20 protein-coding genes are annotated in these 18335 nt (G+C 64.0%); 10 read left to right on the top strand and 10 right to left on the bottom strand.

What is annotated here, in order from left to right:
• Window positions 1–38 precede the first annotated feature (38 nt).
• From J2X44_RS07695 to J2X44_RS07675, 5 genes are all read right to left on the bottom strand, one after another.
• Window positions 39–275 carry an acyl carrier protein gene (locus J2X44_RS07695; RefSeq protein WP_003039428.1) on the bottom strand — a complete coding sequence of 79 codons (237 nt, stop codon included), beginning with the start codon at window positions 273–275 and terminating at the stop codon, window positions 39–41.
• Between the two features lie 44 nt (window positions 276–319).
• Window positions 320–1519, bottom strand: a complete 1200-nt coding sequence (locus tag J2X44_RS07690; RefSeq protein ID WP_310088932.1) for a serine hydrolase domain-containing protein — start codon at window positions 1517–1519, stop codon at window positions 320–322.
• Window positions 1520–1550: 31 nt separating this feature from the next.
• Window positions 1551–3311, bottom strand: a complete 1761-nt coding sequence (locus J2X44_RS07685) for a tetratricopeptide repeat protein (RefSeq protein WP_310088931.1) — start codon at window positions 3309–3311, stop codon at window positions 1551–1553.
• Between the two features lie 418 nt (window positions 3312–3729).
• The gene (locus J2X44_RS07680; RefSeq protein ID WP_310088930.1) at window positions 3730–4128 is read right to left on the bottom strand and encodes a VOC family protein; all 399 of its coding nucleotides are present in this window, start codon (window positions 4126–4128) and stop codon (window positions 3730–3732) included.
• A gap of 89 nt (window positions 4129–4217) precedes the next feature.
• The gene (locus tag J2X44_RS07675) at window positions 4218–4730 is read right to left on the bottom strand and encodes a DUF3617 domain-containing protein (RefSeq protein WP_310088929.1); all 513 of its coding nucleotides are present in this window, start codon (window positions 4728–4730) and stop codon (window positions 4218–4220) included.
• Window positions 4731–4834: 104 nt separating this feature from the next.
• Here J2X44_RS07675 and uvrB point away from each other — a divergent pair, with 104 nt between their 5' ends.
• The 5 genes from uvrB to J2X44_RS07650 all read left to right on the top strand — a co-directional run bounded on the left by uvrB (window position 4835) and on the right by J2X44_RS07650 (window position 9732).
• Window positions 4835–7021 carry an excinuclease ABC subunit UvrB gene (uvrB, locus tag J2X44_RS07670; RefSeq protein WP_310088928.1) on the top strand — a complete coding sequence of 729 codons (2187 nt, stop codon included), beginning with the start codon at window positions 4835–4837 and terminating at the stop codon, window positions 7019–7021.
• Between the two features lie 47 nt (window positions 7022–7068).
• The gene (locus J2X44_RS07665; protein ID WP_310088927.1) at window positions 7069–7503 is read left to right on the top strand and encodes a hypothetical protein; all 435 of its coding nucleotides are present in this window, start codon (window positions 7069–7071) and stop codon (window positions 7501–7503) included.
• Complete coding sequence (locus J2X44_RS07660) at window positions 7500–7865, top strand: type II toxin-antitoxin system RelE/ParE family toxin (RefSeq protein ID WP_310088926.1); 366 nt, start codon at window positions 7500–7502, stop codon at window positions 7863–7865. The genes J2X44_RS07665 and J2X44_RS07660 overlap by 4 nt, the downstream gene beginning before the upstream one ends.
• Window positions 7843–8133: an addiction module antidote protein gene (locus J2X44_RS07655; RefSeq protein ID WP_310088925.1), complete on the top strand. Its 291-nt coding sequence runs from the start codon at window positions 7843–7845 to the stop codon at window positions 8131–8133. The genes J2X44_RS07660 and J2X44_RS07655 overlap by 23 nt, the downstream gene beginning before the upstream one ends.
• Window positions 8134–8229: 96 nt before the next feature.
• Window positions 8230–9732, top strand: a complete 1503-nt coding sequence (locus J2X44_RS07650) for a S10 family serine carboxypeptidase-like protein (protein WP_310088924.1) — start codon at window positions 8230–8232, stop codon at window positions 9730–9732.
• Window positions 9733–9995: 263 nt separating this feature from the next.
• Here the strand turns inward: J2X44_RS07650 and J2X44_RS07645 are convergent, their stop codons facing one another.
• Complete coding sequence (locus J2X44_RS07645; protein WP_310088923.1) at window positions 9996–10433, bottom strand: hypothetical protein; 438 nt, start codon at window positions 10431–10433, stop codon at window positions 9996–9998.
• Window positions 10434–10599: 166 nt separating this feature from the next.
• Here J2X44_RS07645 and J2X44_RS07640 point away from each other — a divergent pair, with 166 nt between their 5' ends.
• Window positions 10600–11298: an NRDE family protein gene (locus J2X44_RS07640; protein ID WP_310088922.1), complete on the top strand. Its 699-nt coding sequence runs from the start codon at window positions 10600–10602 to the stop codon at window positions 11296–11298.
• 11 nt (window positions 11299–11309) lie between these two features.
• On the opposite strand, the gene infC is transcribed toward J2X44_RS07640, so the two are convergent.
• Together infC and J2X44_RS07630 are read right to left on the bottom strand one after the other, a co-directional pair.
• Window positions 11310–11846: a translation initiation factor IF-3 gene (infC, locus tag J2X44_RS07635; protein ID WP_310089357.1), complete on the bottom strand. Its 537-nt coding sequence runs from the start codon at window positions 11844–11846 to the stop codon at window positions 11310–11312.
• Window positions 11847–12016: 170 nt separating this feature from the next.
• Complete coding sequence (locus J2X44_RS07630) at window positions 12017–13204, bottom strand: penicillin-binding protein activator (protein ID WP_405053349.1); 1188 nt, start codon at window positions 13202–13204, stop codon at window positions 12017–12019.
• Window positions 13205–13214: 10 nt separating this feature from the next.
• Between J2X44_RS07630 and rsmI the strand changes: the two genes are divergently transcribed.
• From rsmI to J2X44_RS07610, 4 genes are read left to right on the top strand one after another with little or no spacing between them, the layout of a single operon-like run.
• Window positions 13215–14075: a 16S rRNA (cytidine(1402)-2'-O)-methyltransferase gene (gene rsmI / locus J2X44_RS07625; RefSeq protein WP_310088921.1), complete on the top strand. Its 861-nt coding sequence runs from the start codon at window positions 13215–13217 to the stop codon at window positions 14073–14075.
• Complete coding sequence (locus J2X44_RS07620; protein WP_310088920.1) at window positions 14072–14422, top strand: YraN family protein; 351 nt, start codon at window positions 14072–14074, stop codon at window positions 14420–14422. Before rsmI ends, J2X44_RS07620 begins: the two co-directional genes overlap by 4 nt.
• A 10-nt stretch (window positions 14423–14432) precedes the next feature.
• Complete coding sequence (gshB, locus tag J2X44_RS07615) at window positions 14433–15383, top strand: glutathione synthase (RefSeq protein WP_310088919.1); 951 nt, start codon at window positions 14433–14435, stop codon at window positions 15381–15383.
• A 24-nt stretch (window positions 15384–15407) separates the two neighbouring features.
• Window positions 15408–16019, top strand: a complete 612-nt coding sequence (locus J2X44_RS07610; protein ID WP_310088918.1) for a DedA family protein — start codon at window positions 15408–15410, stop codon at window positions 16017–16019.
• A gap of 108 nt (window positions 16020–16127) precedes the next feature.
• Here J2X44_RS07610 and J2X44_RS07605 read toward each other — a convergent pair whose 3' ends face one another.
• Together J2X44_RS07605 and hemW are read right to left on the bottom strand one after the other, a co-directional pair.
• Window positions 16128–17018 (bottom strand): tyrosine recombinase XerC, encoded by an 891-nt coding sequence (locus J2X44_RS07605; protein ID WP_310088917.1) that lies wholly within the window; start codon window positions 17016–17018, stop codon window positions 16128–16130.
• A 109-nt stretch (window positions 17019–17127) separates the two neighbouring features.
• Window positions 17128–18273 carry a radical SAM family heme chaperone HemW gene (gene hemW, locus J2X44_RS07600; RefSeq protein ID WP_310088916.1) on the bottom strand — a complete coding sequence of 382 codons (1146 nt, stop codon included), beginning with the start codon at window positions 18271–18273 and terminating at the stop codon, window positions 17128–17130.
• Window positions 18274–18335: the final 62 nt, after the last annotated feature.

The following is an 18335-nucleotide window of genomic DNA, read 5'->3' as shown; positions in this document are numbered from 1 at the left end:
CGCAGCCGCCGCGTCCGGCCAAGCCGGACCGGGCCGCTTTAGCCCTTGTTCGCTTCGATATAGTCGATCGCATCCTTGACGGTGGCGATCTTTTCCGCCGCATCGTCGGGGATCTCGACGCCGAATTCTTCTTCGAATGCCATCACCAGTTCGACGATGTCGAGGCTGTCGGCGCCCAAATCATCGATGAAGCTCGCTTCTTCGGTAACCTTGTCGGCTTCGACGCCCAGATGTTCGACGACGATCTTCTTAACCTTTTCGGCCGAATCGCTCATGCGCTATTCCTTTTCTGACTAAGCCGTGAATGTTGGAAATTGCCCTAGTGTCCGTGGGCGGGGCTGGCAAGAGGGCTGACACTGGTCGGCCCGGCAATCGCCGCATCGACCAATTCCTCCTCTGCCGCGCTATAGGCTGACCGCTTCCCCTTCTGCCCGTCTGGCACCTGAGTCACGAAATAGGCAGTGCCCGCTCCGGCTTCAAGGTCGAACCACAGCCCCGACCGCAATCCATAGGCGTCGCCCGAGTGGCCGATCCGGCGGCGGCCGTCACCGAACAGGTCATCGCGGCATCCCGGCCCAGTCGCGGCCCGGCTGCCCGAACTATGCATGGCCATACCATATTCACAGAAAAACCCTGCGGTCCCTTCACCCGTGGTGGGGCGGACCGTCGCCATCGCTTCCAGCCGGGCCACACTGTCGGGTCGCAGAAAGCCGTCGCCGCGGCGCAGCAGCATGACGCCAATCCGCGCCAGCCCGTTGGCCGAAATCCGCAGGCCGCCCTGCGGGCTGAACCCAGCCCCATGGCGCGCGAGCCGATAGACCGCGAGGTTGCAGGTCCCGTCTGTGGCGGGCACCACCGGGCAGATCGGACGGCCTGCGCGCAGATCGTCGCGCAGGACGTTATTGTCGGCGTCGTAGAGCACCACCGCCCGTGCGACCGCGGCGTCGCTACAGGTCGGCCAGTTGAAACAGGCGTCGAGCCCCAGCGGGCGAAACACCAGCCGCGCCATCGCCTGGTCGAACCGCTCGCCGGTCGCGCCCTCGATCGCCGCCGCGACGATCGGGTAATTGAGGTTGGCGTAGGTAAAGTCGCCGCCCGGCGGGCGAGCCGTGTCCCACGCGGCGGGGTTTCGAAGCGCCGCCTCCAGATCGGCGCCGAGCGGCAGTGCATAGTCGATATTGTCGGTCAGCCCCGCGCGGTGACCGAGCAGTTGCGCCAGCGTCACCGCGCGGTCTGGATAGGCCGGGTGGCGCAATTGCCAGCCGAGATAGGCCGACACGTCGCGGTCGAGATCGAGCCGCCCGGCCTCGACCAGTCGCATCACGCCCAGCGCGACGACCAGTTTCGACACCGACGCAATCCGCACCGGATCATCGGGGCTGAGCGGTCGCCCGCTCTGCCGATCGGCCATGCCCGCGACGACCCGCGTTTCCACCGTACCATCGCGATCGAAATGGACCGCGACGGCAGCAGGCGACGGGGACGCCGCAACGATCAGCAGGGCAAGTGCGGATAACATGACATCTTTCTGGGCAGGCGCGGGCCCACCGTCAAGCCGCAGGCTTTGCCGCAACCACCCCTGACTCGCGCAGCGCCGCCGATGCCCGCTGGATCACCACCGGGGTTATCATGAACCGGCTGAGCACCGTTTCGGGGGCAGCATTCGCCGGTTGACGGGTATAGTCGAGCAGGCGGCGCCATTGCACCTGACCCGCCGCAACATCGCCCTGCCGCGCCAGGACGATTGCCCGAACCATCATGAATTGCGGCTCCATATTGCTGGGCGATGGCATCTGATCGAGGATCAGGCGCGCTTCGCCCTGCTCGCCGCGCTGCGACAGGATGAAAGCCAGGGTAACTGCCGGCACGCCGGGATAGCTGTCGTCGAGCGCCAGCGACCGGCGCAGCAGCGCCTCCCCTTCGGTCGCCTGCCCGCAGGTGATTTTGAACAATCCCAAAAAGCCCGCCATGTCGGGGTCATAGGGATTGAGGCGCAGCGCCGTGTCGCCCATCGTGTTGCCGCCCGCACAATTGCCGACATAGAAATTTGCGCGCGCCATCGCGAACAGCCCGGCGGTCGAATTGGGGCTGTTTTCATAGGCTTGCAGCGCCAGCGCGCGGGCTTCGCTAAAGGCAGTGCGGCCTGCCGGGGTCATTCGCTGCGGTTGCCAGTCGCCAAAGCGCACCAGCGACAGCGCGGCGAGCGCCGCCGGATCGCGGCTGTCGCGTTTCAGCGTCGCGCGCAGGCAGGTGGTGACCTGCTTGGCGGTTGGTGTGCTGCGCATCTGCCGCATCCGGTTGAACTGGGCGAGGCAGGGAAAGCCCGGCGAAAAATTATCGGGTTGGCGCTGCACCTGATCGCGCACGATGACGCCGTAATCGCCGGCAATGCGCGCGATCACCGGCTCGATTGCGGCAAATTCGGGGGTTTCCTGATCGGTGACCTTGATCTGCTGCGACCAGATCGCGCGTTGATCGGCGACGCGGTTGAGCACCAGCGTAACCTCGGCATTGCCCTCCAGATTGCGAACCAGCGACGCGTCGAGCCGATAATCGGCGGTGCGCGGCGTGGCCGCGCCGGGCGCCTTGGAACTGAGCAGATCAACCAGGTCGAACCGGCGCAGCCCGTCGCGCAATTTGCCGTCGAGCGCCCGCGCCAGCGCCCGCGACGGCGGCGTATTGCCTGCGACCGGGGCACTGACCTCCAGCACCGGCACCGGCACCGGATCGCTGACAAACAGGCGATCGGGCCCGCTACTCAGCGTCCATAGCGTGAACAGCGCGAGCACCAGCAGGACGAGAGCAACGACCCAGCGGCCATAGCGCGGCGCCGCGGTGGGGCGGCGAATGGCGCTGCCCGGAACGCGAGGCACGCCCGCGCCGTCCGCGCCTGTTGCGGCCTTGACGTCACCCGCCCCATCGGCGTCCTCGAGCGATCGCGCCGGCGGCGCAACGCGGTGCTGGACGACGACTTCATAGCTGCCCTGCGGCACCCGCAAGCGGTGGATCCAAGGGGTGTCGGCATAATAGCGATCGAGCAACGTCCGCAGCCGTCCGACCATCACCCGCGGATAGCTGTCGACCGCCGGATCGAAATCTTCGCTGCGCCCCAGCGCCTCGGTCGCAATCGCATAAGCCTTGGGCGAGCTGCGCCCGCCCCGCAACCGGTGCTCGACCAGAAATTGCAGCAGACGCGACAACACCGGCGACCGGATGAACAGCGGGGATTCGAGCAGGCGCTCCTGCTCCTCCGCGATAATCCGGTCGGTATCGCCGGGATTGTGAGTCTCGTTCGCTTTCGCGTGGTCCATGCTACCCTCAAATACCCCAGACGGGCGATGCGGGTGATACGCCAATCAACTCGCGCGGCCAGCCATTGTTACTTCGACGTAACGGTAACAAGGACGCCATTGTTTATATCAGAAGAACGACGAGCCGCCAATCTGGAACGACAAAGGCCGAAACCAGGTTAAGAATTGGTTATCAATCGGCGACATCGCAGCATGTGACCCCTTGTAACTGCCCCATTTGGGAAACCCTGCCATTCTGGCGGGGTCGCGTCATTCCTACGATGGGGCGATGTTGAGGCCGACAGGCGAAGGGTGCGAGCTGGTCCCTGGCATTCTTCAGACCCCCTCCGGCCTCATTTCAAGACTTCGCCGGGCGGATCGACAGCCCCACCTGTCACCCGCCCGGCAAGTCGATCTGCGGCACCGCCGCACCCGGATTTCAGGCCGGGCCAATCCGAAACGCGCAGAGCTTGTTGCCATCGCGGTCGCGGAAATAGGCGCCGTAAAACGCCTGCTCGCCCTCGTCGCCGCGTACGCCCGGCGGTCCTTCGCAGGCACCGCCCAGCTCGACCGCCTTGGCGTGCAGCGCGTCGACCTTGGCCCGCTCGTCGACGACGATCGCCGCCATATGGCCATTGCCCGCATGGGTCGGCTGGCCGTCATAGGGCCGCGTCACTGCAATGCCGGGCTGGCCCCAGCTGGTCGCGTAGAGGGTAAAGCCATTGTCTTCGTCCGACATTCGCATCAATTCGCTGGCGCCGATCGTGCCCAGCAGCGCCGCGTAAAAATCGCGCGCCTGGTCCAGGTCGTCGGTTCCCATCGTTACATAGCCCAGCATCACCCATCTCCTCTCGACATGACAAGGGCGCCAGCTTCGCTGACGCCCTGATCGATTGACAATTGCTTCATGGTTCAGGTGGTGACGGTTCAGGTCGTCGCCGGTGCCTTGCATGGGCCGGTGTGGCTGCTGGTCATCTGCATGACCATTTCCATCTCGCCCCCGGTCGGCACCTTGCCTTTGGTGGTGATCGTCACGTCGGTCTTCTTGGCCGCCATCGTGCCGTTCATCGCCATGTCGACCGTCTGGCCGTTGGCGGTGCACGTGCCGGCGATGTCGATCTTGCCGCCGGCGATGTCCTTCTTCGACCATTTGCACTCGCCGCCATTGCCCGGACCCTTGGCGAGTTCGGCCGCGATGTCTTCCTTGTCGACCTGCTCCTGGGTGAAGCACTGGTCCATGCCGCTGGCCCCTTCCATCATCTTCGCCATGCCGTCCTTCATTTCGGGCGGCATGCCGGGGACTTCAAACTTCACCAGCTTGACGTCGGTCTTCCAGTTGCCCGCCTCGCGCTTGACCGGGCCGTCGCTGTTTTCGGTCTTGCCGCAGCCCGCCACCGCAAGTGCGACGCCAAGCGCCGCTATCGCCACAAACTTCTTCATAAAAACCATCCTCCTGTTGGAACAAAGCGCAAAGCCGGACGCGACCGGTTGGTTGTGCACCATTATGTTTGTCGTTGGCCCCAATCGATACCATATTATCCCCGATGGCAATCCAGATTCGCACTTCGCTCGACGAAATCGACACCGCCGAAGGCTATGTCCCGCACCGTCCCACCCGCCCGGACAAGGTTGAAGGCGGCAAGCGATTTGAACTGGTTAGCGATTATGAGCCCGCGGGCGATCAGCCCACCGCGATCAGGGAACTGGTCTCGACCGCGCTCGACGGCGAACGCGATCAGGTGCTGCTGGGGGTTACGGGGTCGGGCAAGACCTTCACGATGGCGAAGGTCATCGACGAGTTGCAGCGTCCGGCGCTGATCCTCGCGCCCAACAAGATCCTCGCCGCGCAATTATATGGCGAGTTCAAGAGCTTCTTCCCGAACAATGCGGTCGAATATTTCGTCAGCTATTACGACTATTACCAGCCCGAGGCCTATGTGCCGCGGTCGGACACCTATATCGAGAAGGAAAGCTCGGTAAACGAAGCGATCGACCGGATGCGCCATTCGGCGACCCGCGCGTTGCTAGAACGCGATGACGTCATCATCGTCGCGTCGGTGTCGTGCCTTTATGGCATCGGATCGGTCGAAACTTACTCGGCAATGATCTTTGACCTGAAAAAAGGTCAGGTCGCCGACAACCGCGAGATCATCCGCAAGCTCGTCGCGCTGCAATATAAACGCAACGATCAGGCGTTCGCGCGAGGCAATTTCCGCGTGCGCGGCGACTCTCTCGAAATCTTCCCATCGCACTACGAAGACATGGCGTGGCGGATCAGCTTTTTCGGCGACGAGATCGAGGAGATCACCGAGTTCGACCCGCTGACCGGCAAGAAGATCGCGACGCTCAACAGCGTCCGCATCTACGCGAACAGCCATTATGTGACCCCCGGCCCGACGCTGAAGCAAGCGAGCGAAGCGATCAAGCATGAGCTGACCGAGCGGCTGAAGGAGTTGGAGGCCGAGGGCCGGTTGCTCGAAGCGCAGCGGCTTGAACAGCGCACCAATTTCGACCTCGAGATGATTGCCGCAACGGGCAGCTGCGCCGGGATCGAGAATTACAGCCGCTTCCTCACCGGCCGCCTGCCCGGCGAACCGCCGCCGACCCTGTTCGAATATCTGCCCGACAATGCTTTGCTCTTCGTCGACGAAAGCCACCAGACGATCCCGCAGATCGGTGCGATGTCAAAGGGCGACCATCGCCGCAAGATCACGCTGGCCGAATATGGCTTCCGCCTGCCGAGCTGTATCGACAACCGGCCGCTGCGCTTTGCCGAATGGGACATGATGCGGCCGCAGACGGTCAGCGTGTCGGCGACCCCCGGCACCTGGGAAATGGATCGCACCCAGGGCGTCTTCGCAGAACAGGTGATCCGCCCCACCGGCCTCATCGACCCGCCGGTCGAGATCAAGCCGGTCGAAGAGCAGGTGGATGACCTGATCGTCGAGGCGAAAAAGACCGCCGCCGCGGGGTACCGCACGCTGGTGACGACGCTGACCAAGCGGATGGCCGAAGATCTCACCGAATTCCTCCACGAAGCGGGAATGAAGGTGCGTTACATGCATTCGGACATCGAGACGCTGGAGCGTATCGAGATCATCCGTGACCTCAGGCTCGGCGTGTTTGACGTGCTGATCGGGATCAATCTGCTGCGCGAGGGGCTCGACATTCCCGAATGCGGACTGGTTGCGATCCTCGACGCCGACAAGGAGGGGTTCCTGCGCAGCGAGACATCGCTGGTCCAGACGATCGGCCGCGCCGCGCGCAACGTCGACGGCCGCGTCATCCTCTACGCCGACCGCATCACCGGCAGCATGGAACGCGCGATGCGCGAAACCGACCGCCGCCGCGAAAAACAGCGCGCCTATAACGAAGAACATGGCATCACCCCGACGACGATCAAGCGCAACATCGGTGACATCATCGCGCATGTCGCGTCGAAGGACGGCGTCGTCATCGACATCGGCGACGATAAGCCGACGCACATGGTCGGCCACAATTTGCGCGCGTATATCCAGGATCTGGAAAAACGCATGCGCGATGCAGCGGCGGATCTGGAGTTCGAGGAAGCCGGACGGTTGCGCGATGAGATCCGCAAGCTGGAGGCGGACGAGTTGGGGCTGCCCGCGGGCGAACAGGTCGCACCGCGCGTCGGGCGCTCTAATGAGGGCAAGCCGGGGACGCGCAAGGGGCGGTTCGGGAAGCAGAGTAAGACGAAGTGGGGGCGTTGACTATTTTGTCTAACTGAGATAGTTTGCCAGCTATTAGGAGGGTTGGCATGCAAATCACTATTGATTTTGAGGTCTGGCAAGCACTCACCGCCCGGCTGCAAAGCGCAAACGACAATTACAATGAGGTGATCCGCCGCCTGCTTAACCTACCAGCGACAGAGGTGAGTCCCGGTTTCGGCGAAATTGACATGCCGGGCCTACCAGACACTCTCCCGCTTCCAGGCGGAAGTTCCGTCAGTGGCGCTTGGTTTTCTAATGTTTTCTTCCCTGATGGGACAGCTTTCAGGGCCACATACAAGGGCCGGACTCATCGCGCGCAGGTAAGAGGATCCCAATGGATCGATGAAAACGGCAATGTGAGAACCAGTCCATCCGACGCGGCGAGCGCGATCTCACAGACAAACGTAAACGGATGGCGGTTTTGGTATGTGCGACGGCCCTATGATGAGGATTGGGTGCGAATGGACGCGCTCAAGTCATGACCCACGACCTTGACAAATTGAACAATGTCCTTCATATAGGACAAGCTTACCAGCTGGCGGAAACGATTGAGTTCGCTCGTTGGCTCGGTTCGTTGCGTGACATTCGGGCGATCGCGAAAATCACCGACCGGCTGAAACGCGCGTCGAACGGCAATTTCGGAGACCATAAGTCCGTAAAGGGCGGCGTCTTTGAGATGCGGGTCGACTACGGACCGGGCTATCGGGTGTATTTCTTCCGGCGCGGCAAGGAGCTTGTCATTCTGCTGTGCGGTGGCGACAAGCGCACGCAGGATGACGACGTCGCCCGCGCCAAGCGGTTGAAGGAAGAGATAGAAGGCCGTGACGGAGCTAAGACCCTTTGATGCAGCAAGCTACCTCGCGACCGAGGAGCATATCCTCTATTATCTCGAAGCGGCAATGGAAGGTAATGATCCAAAACACATCGCCAGTGCGCTGGGCGATGTCGCCCGCTCGAAAGGCATGAGCGAGATCGCCCGCAAGACCGGGCTTGGTCGGCAAGCACTTTATAATGCTCTGTCGGAGAACGGTAATCCGACACTGGAAACGCTTGTGGCCGTGCTCAACGCCCTCGGCCTTGAATTGTCGGTGCAGCCCAAGAAGGCCGCGTAAGCCCCTTCGACGAAACCCCGCCTGTTGCCGACAAGTAGCCTTGCCCCCTCCCCGCGCGCTGCATAGGGTCCGCGCACAATCGGGGAGAACACGCTTATGAAATCGGGTCTGTCGCTTATCGCGCTGGCGCTTGCCGCCGCTGCGCCGTCTGTCCTCTACGCGCAGGACACCGGCGACATGGCGAAGACCGAAAAGCCCGCCGATTACGAACCGCAGGTCCGCACGACCAAACTTTCCGGCACCTTCGGCGGTCAGCGGATCAATTACGCCGCGACGATCGGCGAGACGATCATCAGGAACAAGGATGGCGTCGCCGAAGTCGCGGTCGTTACCACGTCATACGTCAAGGAACCGCGTGACCCCGGCCGCCCGGTGACCTTCCTGTTCAATGGGGGCCCGGGGTCCGGCACCGTCTGGCTGATGATGGGCGCCTTCGGACCGAAGCGCGTCGCGATCCCCGGCACTGGGGTTGACGACGGCGCGCCGCCCTATCCGATCGTCGATAATCCCGACGCATTGATGGACGTCACCGACGTCGTCTTCATCGATCCCCCAGGCACCGGTTTCTCGCACCTGATCGGCAAGGCCGACCCCAAGGATTATTATGGGGTAACGCAGGACGCGAAGCTGGTGGCCGAGGTGATCCGCCGCTGGCTCAATGACAATGGCCGCTGGAACAGCCCCAAATATCTGGGGGGCGAAAGTTACGGCACGACGCGCTCCGCCGCTGTCGCCAACCAGTTGATGAACGCGACCTACAACGACGTCGCGCTCAACGGCATCATCCTGATTTCGACCGTGCTCGATTTTGCCGCCGGGTCGGATACCGCAGGCAATGAATTGTCGTTCATCACCAACCTGCCGTCGATGGCGGTCACCGCACTTTATCATGGCAAGGCGACCGGCGCTTCGCCCGAAGCCTTTGCCGAAGAAGCGCGGAAATGGGCGATCGGCCCCTATGCCACCGCGCTGCTAAAAGGGCAGAAATTGCAGGGCGAGGAACGCGCCGCAATCCGCCGCGATCTGGCGCGCTTCACCGGCCTGTCCGAAACCTATCTCGACAGCGCCGACCTGCGCGTCACGCCCAGCCGGTTTTACAAGGAACTGCTGCGCGACCGCGGGCTGACCGTCGGGCGGCTCGACAGCCGCTACACCGGCAAGGATTATGACAGCGCCGGCGAAGAGCCCGACAACGACCCCAGCTTTTACGGCATCGACGCCAGTTACACGGCGGCGATCAATAGCTGGAGCCGCGACGGGCTCGGGTTCAAGACCGACCGCGAATATCAGTCGATCGGCGGCATCGGCGGCCAGTGGGACTGGCGCATCGGCGGCCGCGACACCAACGCGTATCTGAACGTCGCGCCCTATATCGGCCAGGCGCTGCGCGAAAATTCGGGGCTGAAAGTGCTCGTCGCGCAGGGCTATTATGACTTCGCGACGCCGTTTTTCGCCGCCGAATATGCGCTGTCGCGCACCGGTATCCCGCAGGACCGGATCAGCTACACCTATTATGGCGCGGGCCACATGATGTATATCCGCGACGAAGATCGCGCCAAATTGTCGGCGGATATTCGCGCGTTTATCCGGGCGCGATAAGGCCGGGCCGGGGTTCGGCGATTGCGGACTTTAATCCTCCCTGTCGCGTAGCGATGGCGAGGGGGATCGCGTCCGAAGGACGTGGTGGAGGGGTAGCTACGGTGGCGCCATGGCCCCTCCGTCAGCGCTTCGCGCTGCCACCTCCCCATGGCTTCGCCACAGGGAGGAATTTCCTTCTTCGTCATCCCGGACTTGATCCGGGCTCCATAACCGCACCGTCGTCCTGGATCCCGGATCAAGTCCGGGATGACGAAGCTGCGTAATCAGCGCAGCACACCCTTCGCCGCCTGCGCCCGCGCATAGAGAAACAGCGCGATCACAATCACCCAGATCACGGCGGTGAAGATCATCGGAAACGTCCCGAACATCCGCTCCAGATCGCCATAATGCATCCCGAACTGATAGATGCTGCTGATCGCGAGGCCGACAAGCGATAGCAGGAAGGCGGTTACAGCGTGGCGGCTGCGCGCGAGCAGTAGTACAGAACCCAGCACCGATCCCCACACGCCCAGCGCCCAGCCGACATTGGCCCACACCGGAAAACTGTAGAAATAGGCCTGCTGCTCGGCGGTGAAGGCAGCCATATAGTCGGGATTTTTAAGCTTGGTCATCGTGTAGTCGAACGCTCCAAACGCGTTCCACAACAGCGACACGATGCCGACCACCCACAGATGCCACGGCGTTTTTCCAGCTTCGGTCATAATCATCTCCCTCCCCAGACAGATGGCGCGAGCCTGTCAGCTTTTGCCGCAGCGGAAACCACGCTGCCATAATCACATAACACACTGGCGGCGGCGGCGAAACAAAGATGCGCCGATGATCGCCAAATGGCTTGGCAAGCCGCTTTCAGATCGCGATAGCCCCACCATGTGCGTTGTCGCCCTCGCCTGGCAGGTCCATGCCGACTGGCCGCTGATCCTGATCGGCAACCGCGACGAATTTCATGCGCGCCCTGCGGCGGCGCTGGCCGCGTGGGACGATGGCAGCGGTATCGTCGCGGGCCGCGATTTGCAGGCGGGCGGCACCTGGCTCGGCGCGCATCCGGCCAGCGGACGCATCGTCGTCGTGACCAATGTCCGCGGCGCCTTGCCCGATCCGGCCAAGGAATCGCGCGGTGCGCTGGTCGTCGATTTGCTGCGCGGCGACGGGCGCTTCGCCGATCCGGCAGAGAGTGATCTCGACCATTTTAATGCGTTCAACCTGTTGGCGATTGGCGATGGTAAGGCGCGGCTGCTTACTAACCGGCCGCGGCCGCAGATCGCCGCGCTCGGCGCGGGCATCCATGCGCTTGCCAACGAACCCGTCGATATGCCCTGCCCGCGCGCCGAGCGCCTGCGCGCGGCACTGTCGGCGGTCGTCGATGCGCGCGCCGACCCCGAAGGCCTGCTCGATACGCTTACCGCGACAAGCGATCCGGCGCTGTTCTTGCGCGGCGACATCTATGGCACCCGCGCGTCGACGCTGGTTGCGGTGGCGGCGGACGGGAACGGGAAGATCATCGAGCGGCGATACGAAGCGGGCAGCCGTCCCGTTGGAACGACCGCCCTGCAATTTCGTATCGGCTAGGCCGGACGCGCTTATTTCGGCGCGATGACCATCAGCATCTGGCGGCCTTCGGTACGCGGGTGCGCTTCCACCTTCGCGATTTCCGACGTCAGTTCGGCGACGCGCTGCAGCACGTTCAGGCCAAGCTGGGTGTGGCTCATTTCGCGGCCGCGGAAACGCATGGTCATCTTGACCTTGTCGCCTTCGCCCAGAAAGTCGAAAACCTTGCGCATCTTCACATCGAAATCATGATCGTCGATATTCGGACGCATCTTGATCTCTTTGATTTCCTGCGTCTTCTGGCTCTTGCGCGCCAGGTTCGCCTTTTTCTGGGCTTCGTATTTGAACTTCCCCACATCGAGGAATTTGCACACCGGCGGATCGGCGTTCGGGGATACTTCGACCAGGTCGAGGCCCACAGAGGCCGCCTGTTCAATCGCTTCAGCGGTCAGCATCACGCCCAGATTTTCGCCTTCATCGTCGATCACCCGGACCTTCGGAGAGGCGATGAATTCATTGTATCGCGGGCCATTCTTGGGCGGCGTGCGCTCCATCGGGCGGCGGGTCATGGGCGGTGGTATAGCTGTATCTCCTGGTCGTTGACGGATGGCGCGCGGAATCGGCACGATACGCGCGCGTCCTGCTCATATAGTGAACGCGAGCGCGCCGTAAAGGCTGCGCGTGGCATAGGGGTGACGCTTTTCGACAGACTGTGGCGGCTAAGCCACGACTTTCGGCCTCACCATTTCGTCGGCGCGGGATCGACAACACGGAAACCGCCCGCGCCGATCTCGCTGACTTCCAGCGCGCGCTGGGCGATGCCGCGGTTGTTGAAACGGAAAATGCCGTCGATGCCGCCAAAGCCGTCGGCGGCGAGCAGCTTATTCACCGGGAAGCTGGTGCCGGGTTTCCAGTCGCGCGAAATGCGGACGGTCAGCAGCACCGAATCATAGCCCAGACTGGCAAGCCGGTAAGGCGCTTTGCCGAACCGCGTGCGATATTTGCCCGCGAGCTGACCATAGAGCCCATCCGACACGCTGGCGAACCACGACCCACGCATCACCGCGCTGGTACCGAGCGAGGCGTCTGTGTTCCACAATTCGGTGCCCAAGATCTGGCGCTGCCCGGCGCCCTTGATCACGGGAACCGCCCGGATCGCATTGCCGCCGCTGTCGGCGATCAGCACCGCGTCGATCGCGCCTGCGTTGGCGATCCGCCGCGCCGCGCCGGTCAGCGCGGTGGCACTGCGGTCATAGCTTTCGACCGCGACCAGCGTCCCGCCCGCCTCTGCCACCGCGCTGCGGAAGGCGGCGACCGAGCGGTCGCCATAGACATTCTTCGGGACCAGCGCGCCAAAACGCTGATGCCCCTTGCCGCGCGCGAAAGCGACGACGCGCTCGACCGACTGGCCGGGGACAAAGCCCATGATAAAGACGCCGTTGCCCGCAACGCTGCTGTCGTTCGAGAAACTGAGCACCGGGACTTTCGCGTCGCGTGCGATCGGCGCGACCGCGGCAACATCTTCGCTGAGCAGCGGCCCCAGAATCAGCCGGTTGCCGTCGGCGACCGCCTGCCGCGCCGCCGCCGCCGCGCCCAGCGCGGTGTCGTACGTGGTGATACGAACGCGCTCGGTCCGCGAATCGAGCAGCGCCAGCGTTGTCGCGTTGGCGATTGCCATGCCGACATCGGCGTTTGGGCCGGTCTGCGGCACCAGCAATGCTACACGGTGGCGATCGGTGTCGGTGGGCAGGCCGGGGCCGACATTGTCGGTCGGGGTTTCGGGGGGCGCCGTGACGGCTGGACCAGCGGTCTTCGGCACAACCTGACACGCGGCGAGCAGCCCCGCCATCGCCACCGCGCCGAGTCCGCGTAGCATTTGCCGCCGCGGCGACGCATATGCTTGGCGCTCGACAGCAGTTTCTGCCATTTTCGGCGTCATGCCAGATTCGACCATCTCAAATTCTCCCTTGCCCGGTCTCTATATCGTCGCGACCCCCATCGGCAACCTCGGCGACATCACTGCGCGCGCCGGGGCGATGCTAGCGCGCGCCGACCTGATCGCGGCGGAAGATACCCGCGTCACGGCAAAGCTGCTTTCACATCTTGGCTTGCGTGTGCCGATGACGCCCTATCATGACCACAGCGACGAACGGACGCGCGCGACGCTGGTGGCGCGGATGGCCGACGAAGTGGTCGTTTTGGTGTCTGACGCCGGCACCCCGCTGATTTCCGACCCCGGCTACAAGCTGGTCCGCGATGCGCGCGCCGCCGGGCGGCATGTGAGCACCCTGCCCGGCCCATGTGCCGCGATTGCCGCAATCACGCTGTCCGGGCTACCCAGCGACCGCTTCCTGTTTGCCGGATTCCTGCCCTCGAAAACCAAGGCCCGCGCCGACACGCTCGCCGAATTTGCGGGACTGCGCGCCACGCTGGTGTTTTACGAAAGCGGCCCACGCCTTGCCGCCGCGCTGACCGCGCTCGCCGCCGGGCTGGGCGACCGAGAGGCGGCTGTCGCGCGCGAAATCAGCAAGCTGTTCGAGGAATGTGTCACCGGGACGCTGATCGAACTTGCCGCGCGCTATGCCGACGCGCCTCCCAAAGGCGAGATCGTCATCGTCGTCGGCCCGCCCCGCGAAGCGGTGCCCGAACAGGCCGATGACGCGACGCTCGACACGGCGCTGCGCGACGCGATGGCCGACAAACCCGTCGCACAGGCGGCAAAAGCGGTTGCCAAACGCTTCGGGCTCGACCGCCACGACATCTACGCCCGCGCCCTGAAGCTGAAGGATGCCGGTTGAAGCGTGCCGCCGCCGAGGCGCGCGGGCGCAAGGGCGAGCGCCGCGCCGCTTGGTGGCTGCGGCTGCATGGCTGGCGGATATTGGGCGAGCGGTTGCGCGTCGCCGCGGGCGAAGTTGATCTCGTCGCGCGGCGCGGCCGCATCGTCGCTTTCATCGAGGTGAAATGGCGCGAACGCCCCGAAGACCTCGATCTTGCGATCGATCAATATCGCCTGCGCCGCGTTGCCGCAGCGGCGGAAATGCTCAGCCCGCGCTTCGCCCGACCGCAGGATGACATCCGCATCGACGTGATGCTCCTTGCGCCGGGGCGCCTGCCACGCCATCTGGTCCACGTCTGGCAACCCTGAGGAATATCGAATGACCCTGCGCGCCGCAGTGCAAATGGACCCGATGGACGGAATCAACATCGGGGGTGACAGCAGTTTCCACTTGATGCTGAAGGCGCTCGAACGCGGCTATGCCCTCTATCATTATGATGTGCGCGGGCTGACTTGGGAGGCTGGGCGGCTGACGACCAAGGCGCATCGCGTCCTCAACGTGAAGCGCGAGGTTGGCGCGCATTACAGCTTTGGCGACGAAGTGATCCTCGATCTGGGCCGCGATGTCGATGTCGTGCTGATGCGGCAGGATCCGCCCTTCGACCTCGGCTATCTCACCGGCACCTGGCTGCTCGAACGGATCGCCAGCGAGACGTTGGTGGTCAATGATCCGGTGTCGGTCCGCAACGCGCCCGAAAAAGTCTTCGTGCTCGACTTCCCCGAATATATGCCGCCGACGATGGTCACCCGCGACCTTGATGCGGTGAAGGATTTTCAGGCGCGCCACGGCGCCGTCGTGATCAAGCCGCTGCACGGCAACGGCGGCAAGGCGGTGTTCCGCATCGACGCCGACGGCAGCAACCTCGGCGCGCTGGTCGAATTGTTCGGTCAGGTGTGGCCCGAACCCTTCATGGTCCAGCAATTCCTGCCCAGCGTCAGCCAAGGCGACAAGCGCATCGTGCTGATCGATGGCGAAGTCGCGGGGGCGATCAACCGCAAGCCTGGCGAAGGCGAATTCCGCTCGAACCTGGCGGTCGGAGGTTTCGCCGAAGCGACCGAACTGACCGCGCGCGAGCAGGAAATCTGCGCCGCGCTCGGCCCCGCGCTCAAGGAACGCGGACTGGTCTTTGTCGGCATCGACGTGATCGGCGGCGAATGGCTGACCGAAATCAACGTCACCTCGCCGACCGGCATCGTTGCGATCGACCGCTTCAACAACAGCGATACGGCGGGCATGATCTGGGACGCGATCGTCCGACGGATCGGTTGACCCCGCCCGCGCGTTCTCCCCGCCATGACCGATTTCATCCTGAACCTGATCCAGAGCTGGGGCTATGTGGGGATCTTCATCCTCATGTTCCTCGAGAATGTGTTCCCGCCGATCCCGTCTGAGGTCATCATGGGCCTCGGCGGCATCGCCGTCGCCAAGGGGCATTTCGATTTCTGGACGTTGGTCGCGGTCGCCGTCGCCGGGACGACGGCAGGCAATTGGGTGTGGTACGGCATCGGGCGCTGGATCGGTTATGAGCGGCTGAAGCCCTTTATCGACCGCCATGGCCGCTGGCTGACCCTCGACTGGGCCGATGTCGAGCGGCTGCACGGCTGGTTTCTGAAACATGGGCCGAGCATCGTTTTTATCGCGCGCTTCATGCCTGTCGCGCGAACGATGGTGTCGCTGCCCGCGGGCATGGTAAAGATGAACCAGGCAAAGTTTCTGCTGTGGACCGCCGCCGGATCGACGATCTGGATCACCGCGCTGGCCGGGGCGGGCAATTGGTTCGGCGGCAAATTCGCCAACATGGATGCGTTTGTCGGTCCGGCGGCGATCTTCGCGATCGGGTCGCTGGTGCTGCTCTATTTTTACCGGGTTATCACTTGGAAACCGACGAACCTCAGCGAGGAATAGGACGGCCCTGACCCCGCTCGTGTCGAGCGAAGTCGAGACACCCGAAGGCACGCAGAAACGCAACGTCTCGCGACTTCGCTCGAGACGAACGGAGAGAGAAAGTCCCCCTTAAGCCCGCGGGTGGGCGCTGCGATAGATGTCGAGCAGATGCGCGGCATCGACCGCCGTGTAGACCTGCGTCGAGGCGAGGCTCGCGTGGCCCAGCAGCTCCTGCAAACTGCGCAAATCGGCGCCGCCCGCCAGCAGATGCGTCGCGAAACTGTGCCGCAGCGCGTGGGGCGTCGTGCGTTCGGACAGCCCCAGCGCGCGCCGCGCAGACCGCACGCTGGCGCGCACCACGCCGGGCTGGAGCGGCCCGCCGCGCGCGCCGAGGAATAGCGGCGCGTCCTTGGCGATCGGCCACGGACAGGCATCGACATAGCGCGCCACGGCGCTCGCGACGGCGGGCAAGACCGGCACGACTCGCGTCTTGCTGCGCTTGCCGGTGACCCGCAGCGTCTCGCCCAGCGGCAGAGCGGCACCGGTCAGCGACAGCGCCTCGCCGATCCGCAGCCCCGCGCCATAGAGCAGCAACAGCAGCGCGAAATCGCGCGCGCCGGTCCAGCCCTCGCGGGCATTGTCCTCAATCTCCTGCGCCAGCGCCAATGCCTCGGTCGGGGCAACGGGGCGCGGCAACCCCTTCTTGACCCGCGGCCCGCGCAACGGCGGGATGCTGGTGTTCGAGCCGCCCACAAAGCGCAGGAATCCGCGCAGCGCCGACAGCTCGCGCGCCGCCGACGCATTGCCCAACCCCTCGGCGCGGCGATCGGCGAGATAGGCGCGCAGGTCGTTCGGGGTCAGTTTCGCCAGCATCGAGTGATCAACGGCCCCACCGCGGTGCTGCGCCAGGAAAGCGCAAAATCGATCCGCAGTCGCGATATAGGCGCGGCGCGTATGCTCCGACCGGCGCTTTTCATGCGCCAGATGGGCATCCCAGTCGCGGATCAGATCTTGCGCCAAAACAGTCCCTCTCGATCCGTTCGTGTCGAGCGAAGTCGAGACACCCATCGACGTGGTGCGAGCCTGAAAGGCATCTCGACTTCGCTCGATGCGAACGGGTGAAGTGAGTCTAGCCGGTCCGCACCACCGCGGAAAGGATCGAGTCGAGCAGCAATATGCCCTCGTCGGTCACCGCCAGCCGGTCGCCCTCCTGCGCCATCAATCCCTGATCGACCAACCGCGCCACCGCATCCGCATCGACAAACGCCTCGCGCGCCAGCCCGCTCCGCGCCTCGATCCGCGCCAGATCGATCCCCTCGGTCAGCCGCAGCCCCATCAGCATCGCCTCGGTCGCGCGCTCGTGCGCTGGCAGATCGCTCTCGACCTTCAGGCCATGGCCATTGCGCTCCACCGCGGCGATGAAATTCTCGGGCTTCTTGTGCCGCTCGGTCGCCTGACCCAATCGCCGCCCATGCGCGCCGGGGCCGACCCCGGCATAATCGGCGTAACGCCAGTAAGCGAGGTTGTGGCGGCTCTCCTGCCCAATACGGGCATGGTTTGACACCTCGTAGCGCGGCAGTCCGGCGGCGGACGTCATCGCCTGCGTCGCGTCGAACAGGTCGGCGGCGGCGTCGCCGTCGGGGATAGTCAGATCACCCTTCGCCGCCAGCGTGGCAAAGCGCGTGCCGGGCTCGATGGTCAGCTGGTAGAGCGAAAGATGATCGGTGCCGAACGCCAGCGCCTGCGCCAATTCGCTTTCCCACGCCGCCATCGTTTGGCCCGGCCGCGCGTAGATCAGGTCGAAGCTGACCCGCGCAAAATGCTCCTGCGCGGTCGCAATCGCACGCCGCGCCTCATCTTCGCTGTGCGCACGGCCAAGAAATTCAAGTATTTGCGAATCGAAGCTCTGAACGCCGATCGACACGCGGTTGACCCCCGCGGCGGCGAGGTCGGCAAAGTTGGCCACCTCGACCGAGTTGGGATTTGCTTCCAGCGTGATCTCGCAGTCGTGGGTCAGCCCCCATTCGGCCCCCGCCGCGGCGATCACCGCCGCCACGGTCGCGGGCGGCATCAGGCTCGGCGTACCCCCGCCGAAAAAGATCGACCCAACGCGGCGGCCCGGCAGCAACGCCGCCTCATGCCGCAGATCGGCAAGCAACGCCTCGCGCCACACCGCCTGGTCAACGCTTTCGCGCACATGGCTGTTGAAGTCGCAATAGGGGCATTTCGACACGCAAAACGGCCAATGGATATAAAGGGCGAGCGGTTCGGCCATGCGGGGCGCCCTACTCCCTTTCGTCATTCCGGCGAAAGCCGGAATCGCTTGCGGATGTTGCC

Source organism: Sphingopyxis sp. BE259 (assembly GCF_031457495.1).
In the GTDB taxonomy this organism is placed as follows: Bacteria; Pseudomonadota; Alphaproteobacteria; order Sphingomonadales; family Sphingomonadaceae; genus Sphingopyxis.
The sequence above is the reverse complement of the archived record's forward strand: the minus strand, read 5'-3'. Positions and strand labels throughout refer to the sequence as shown.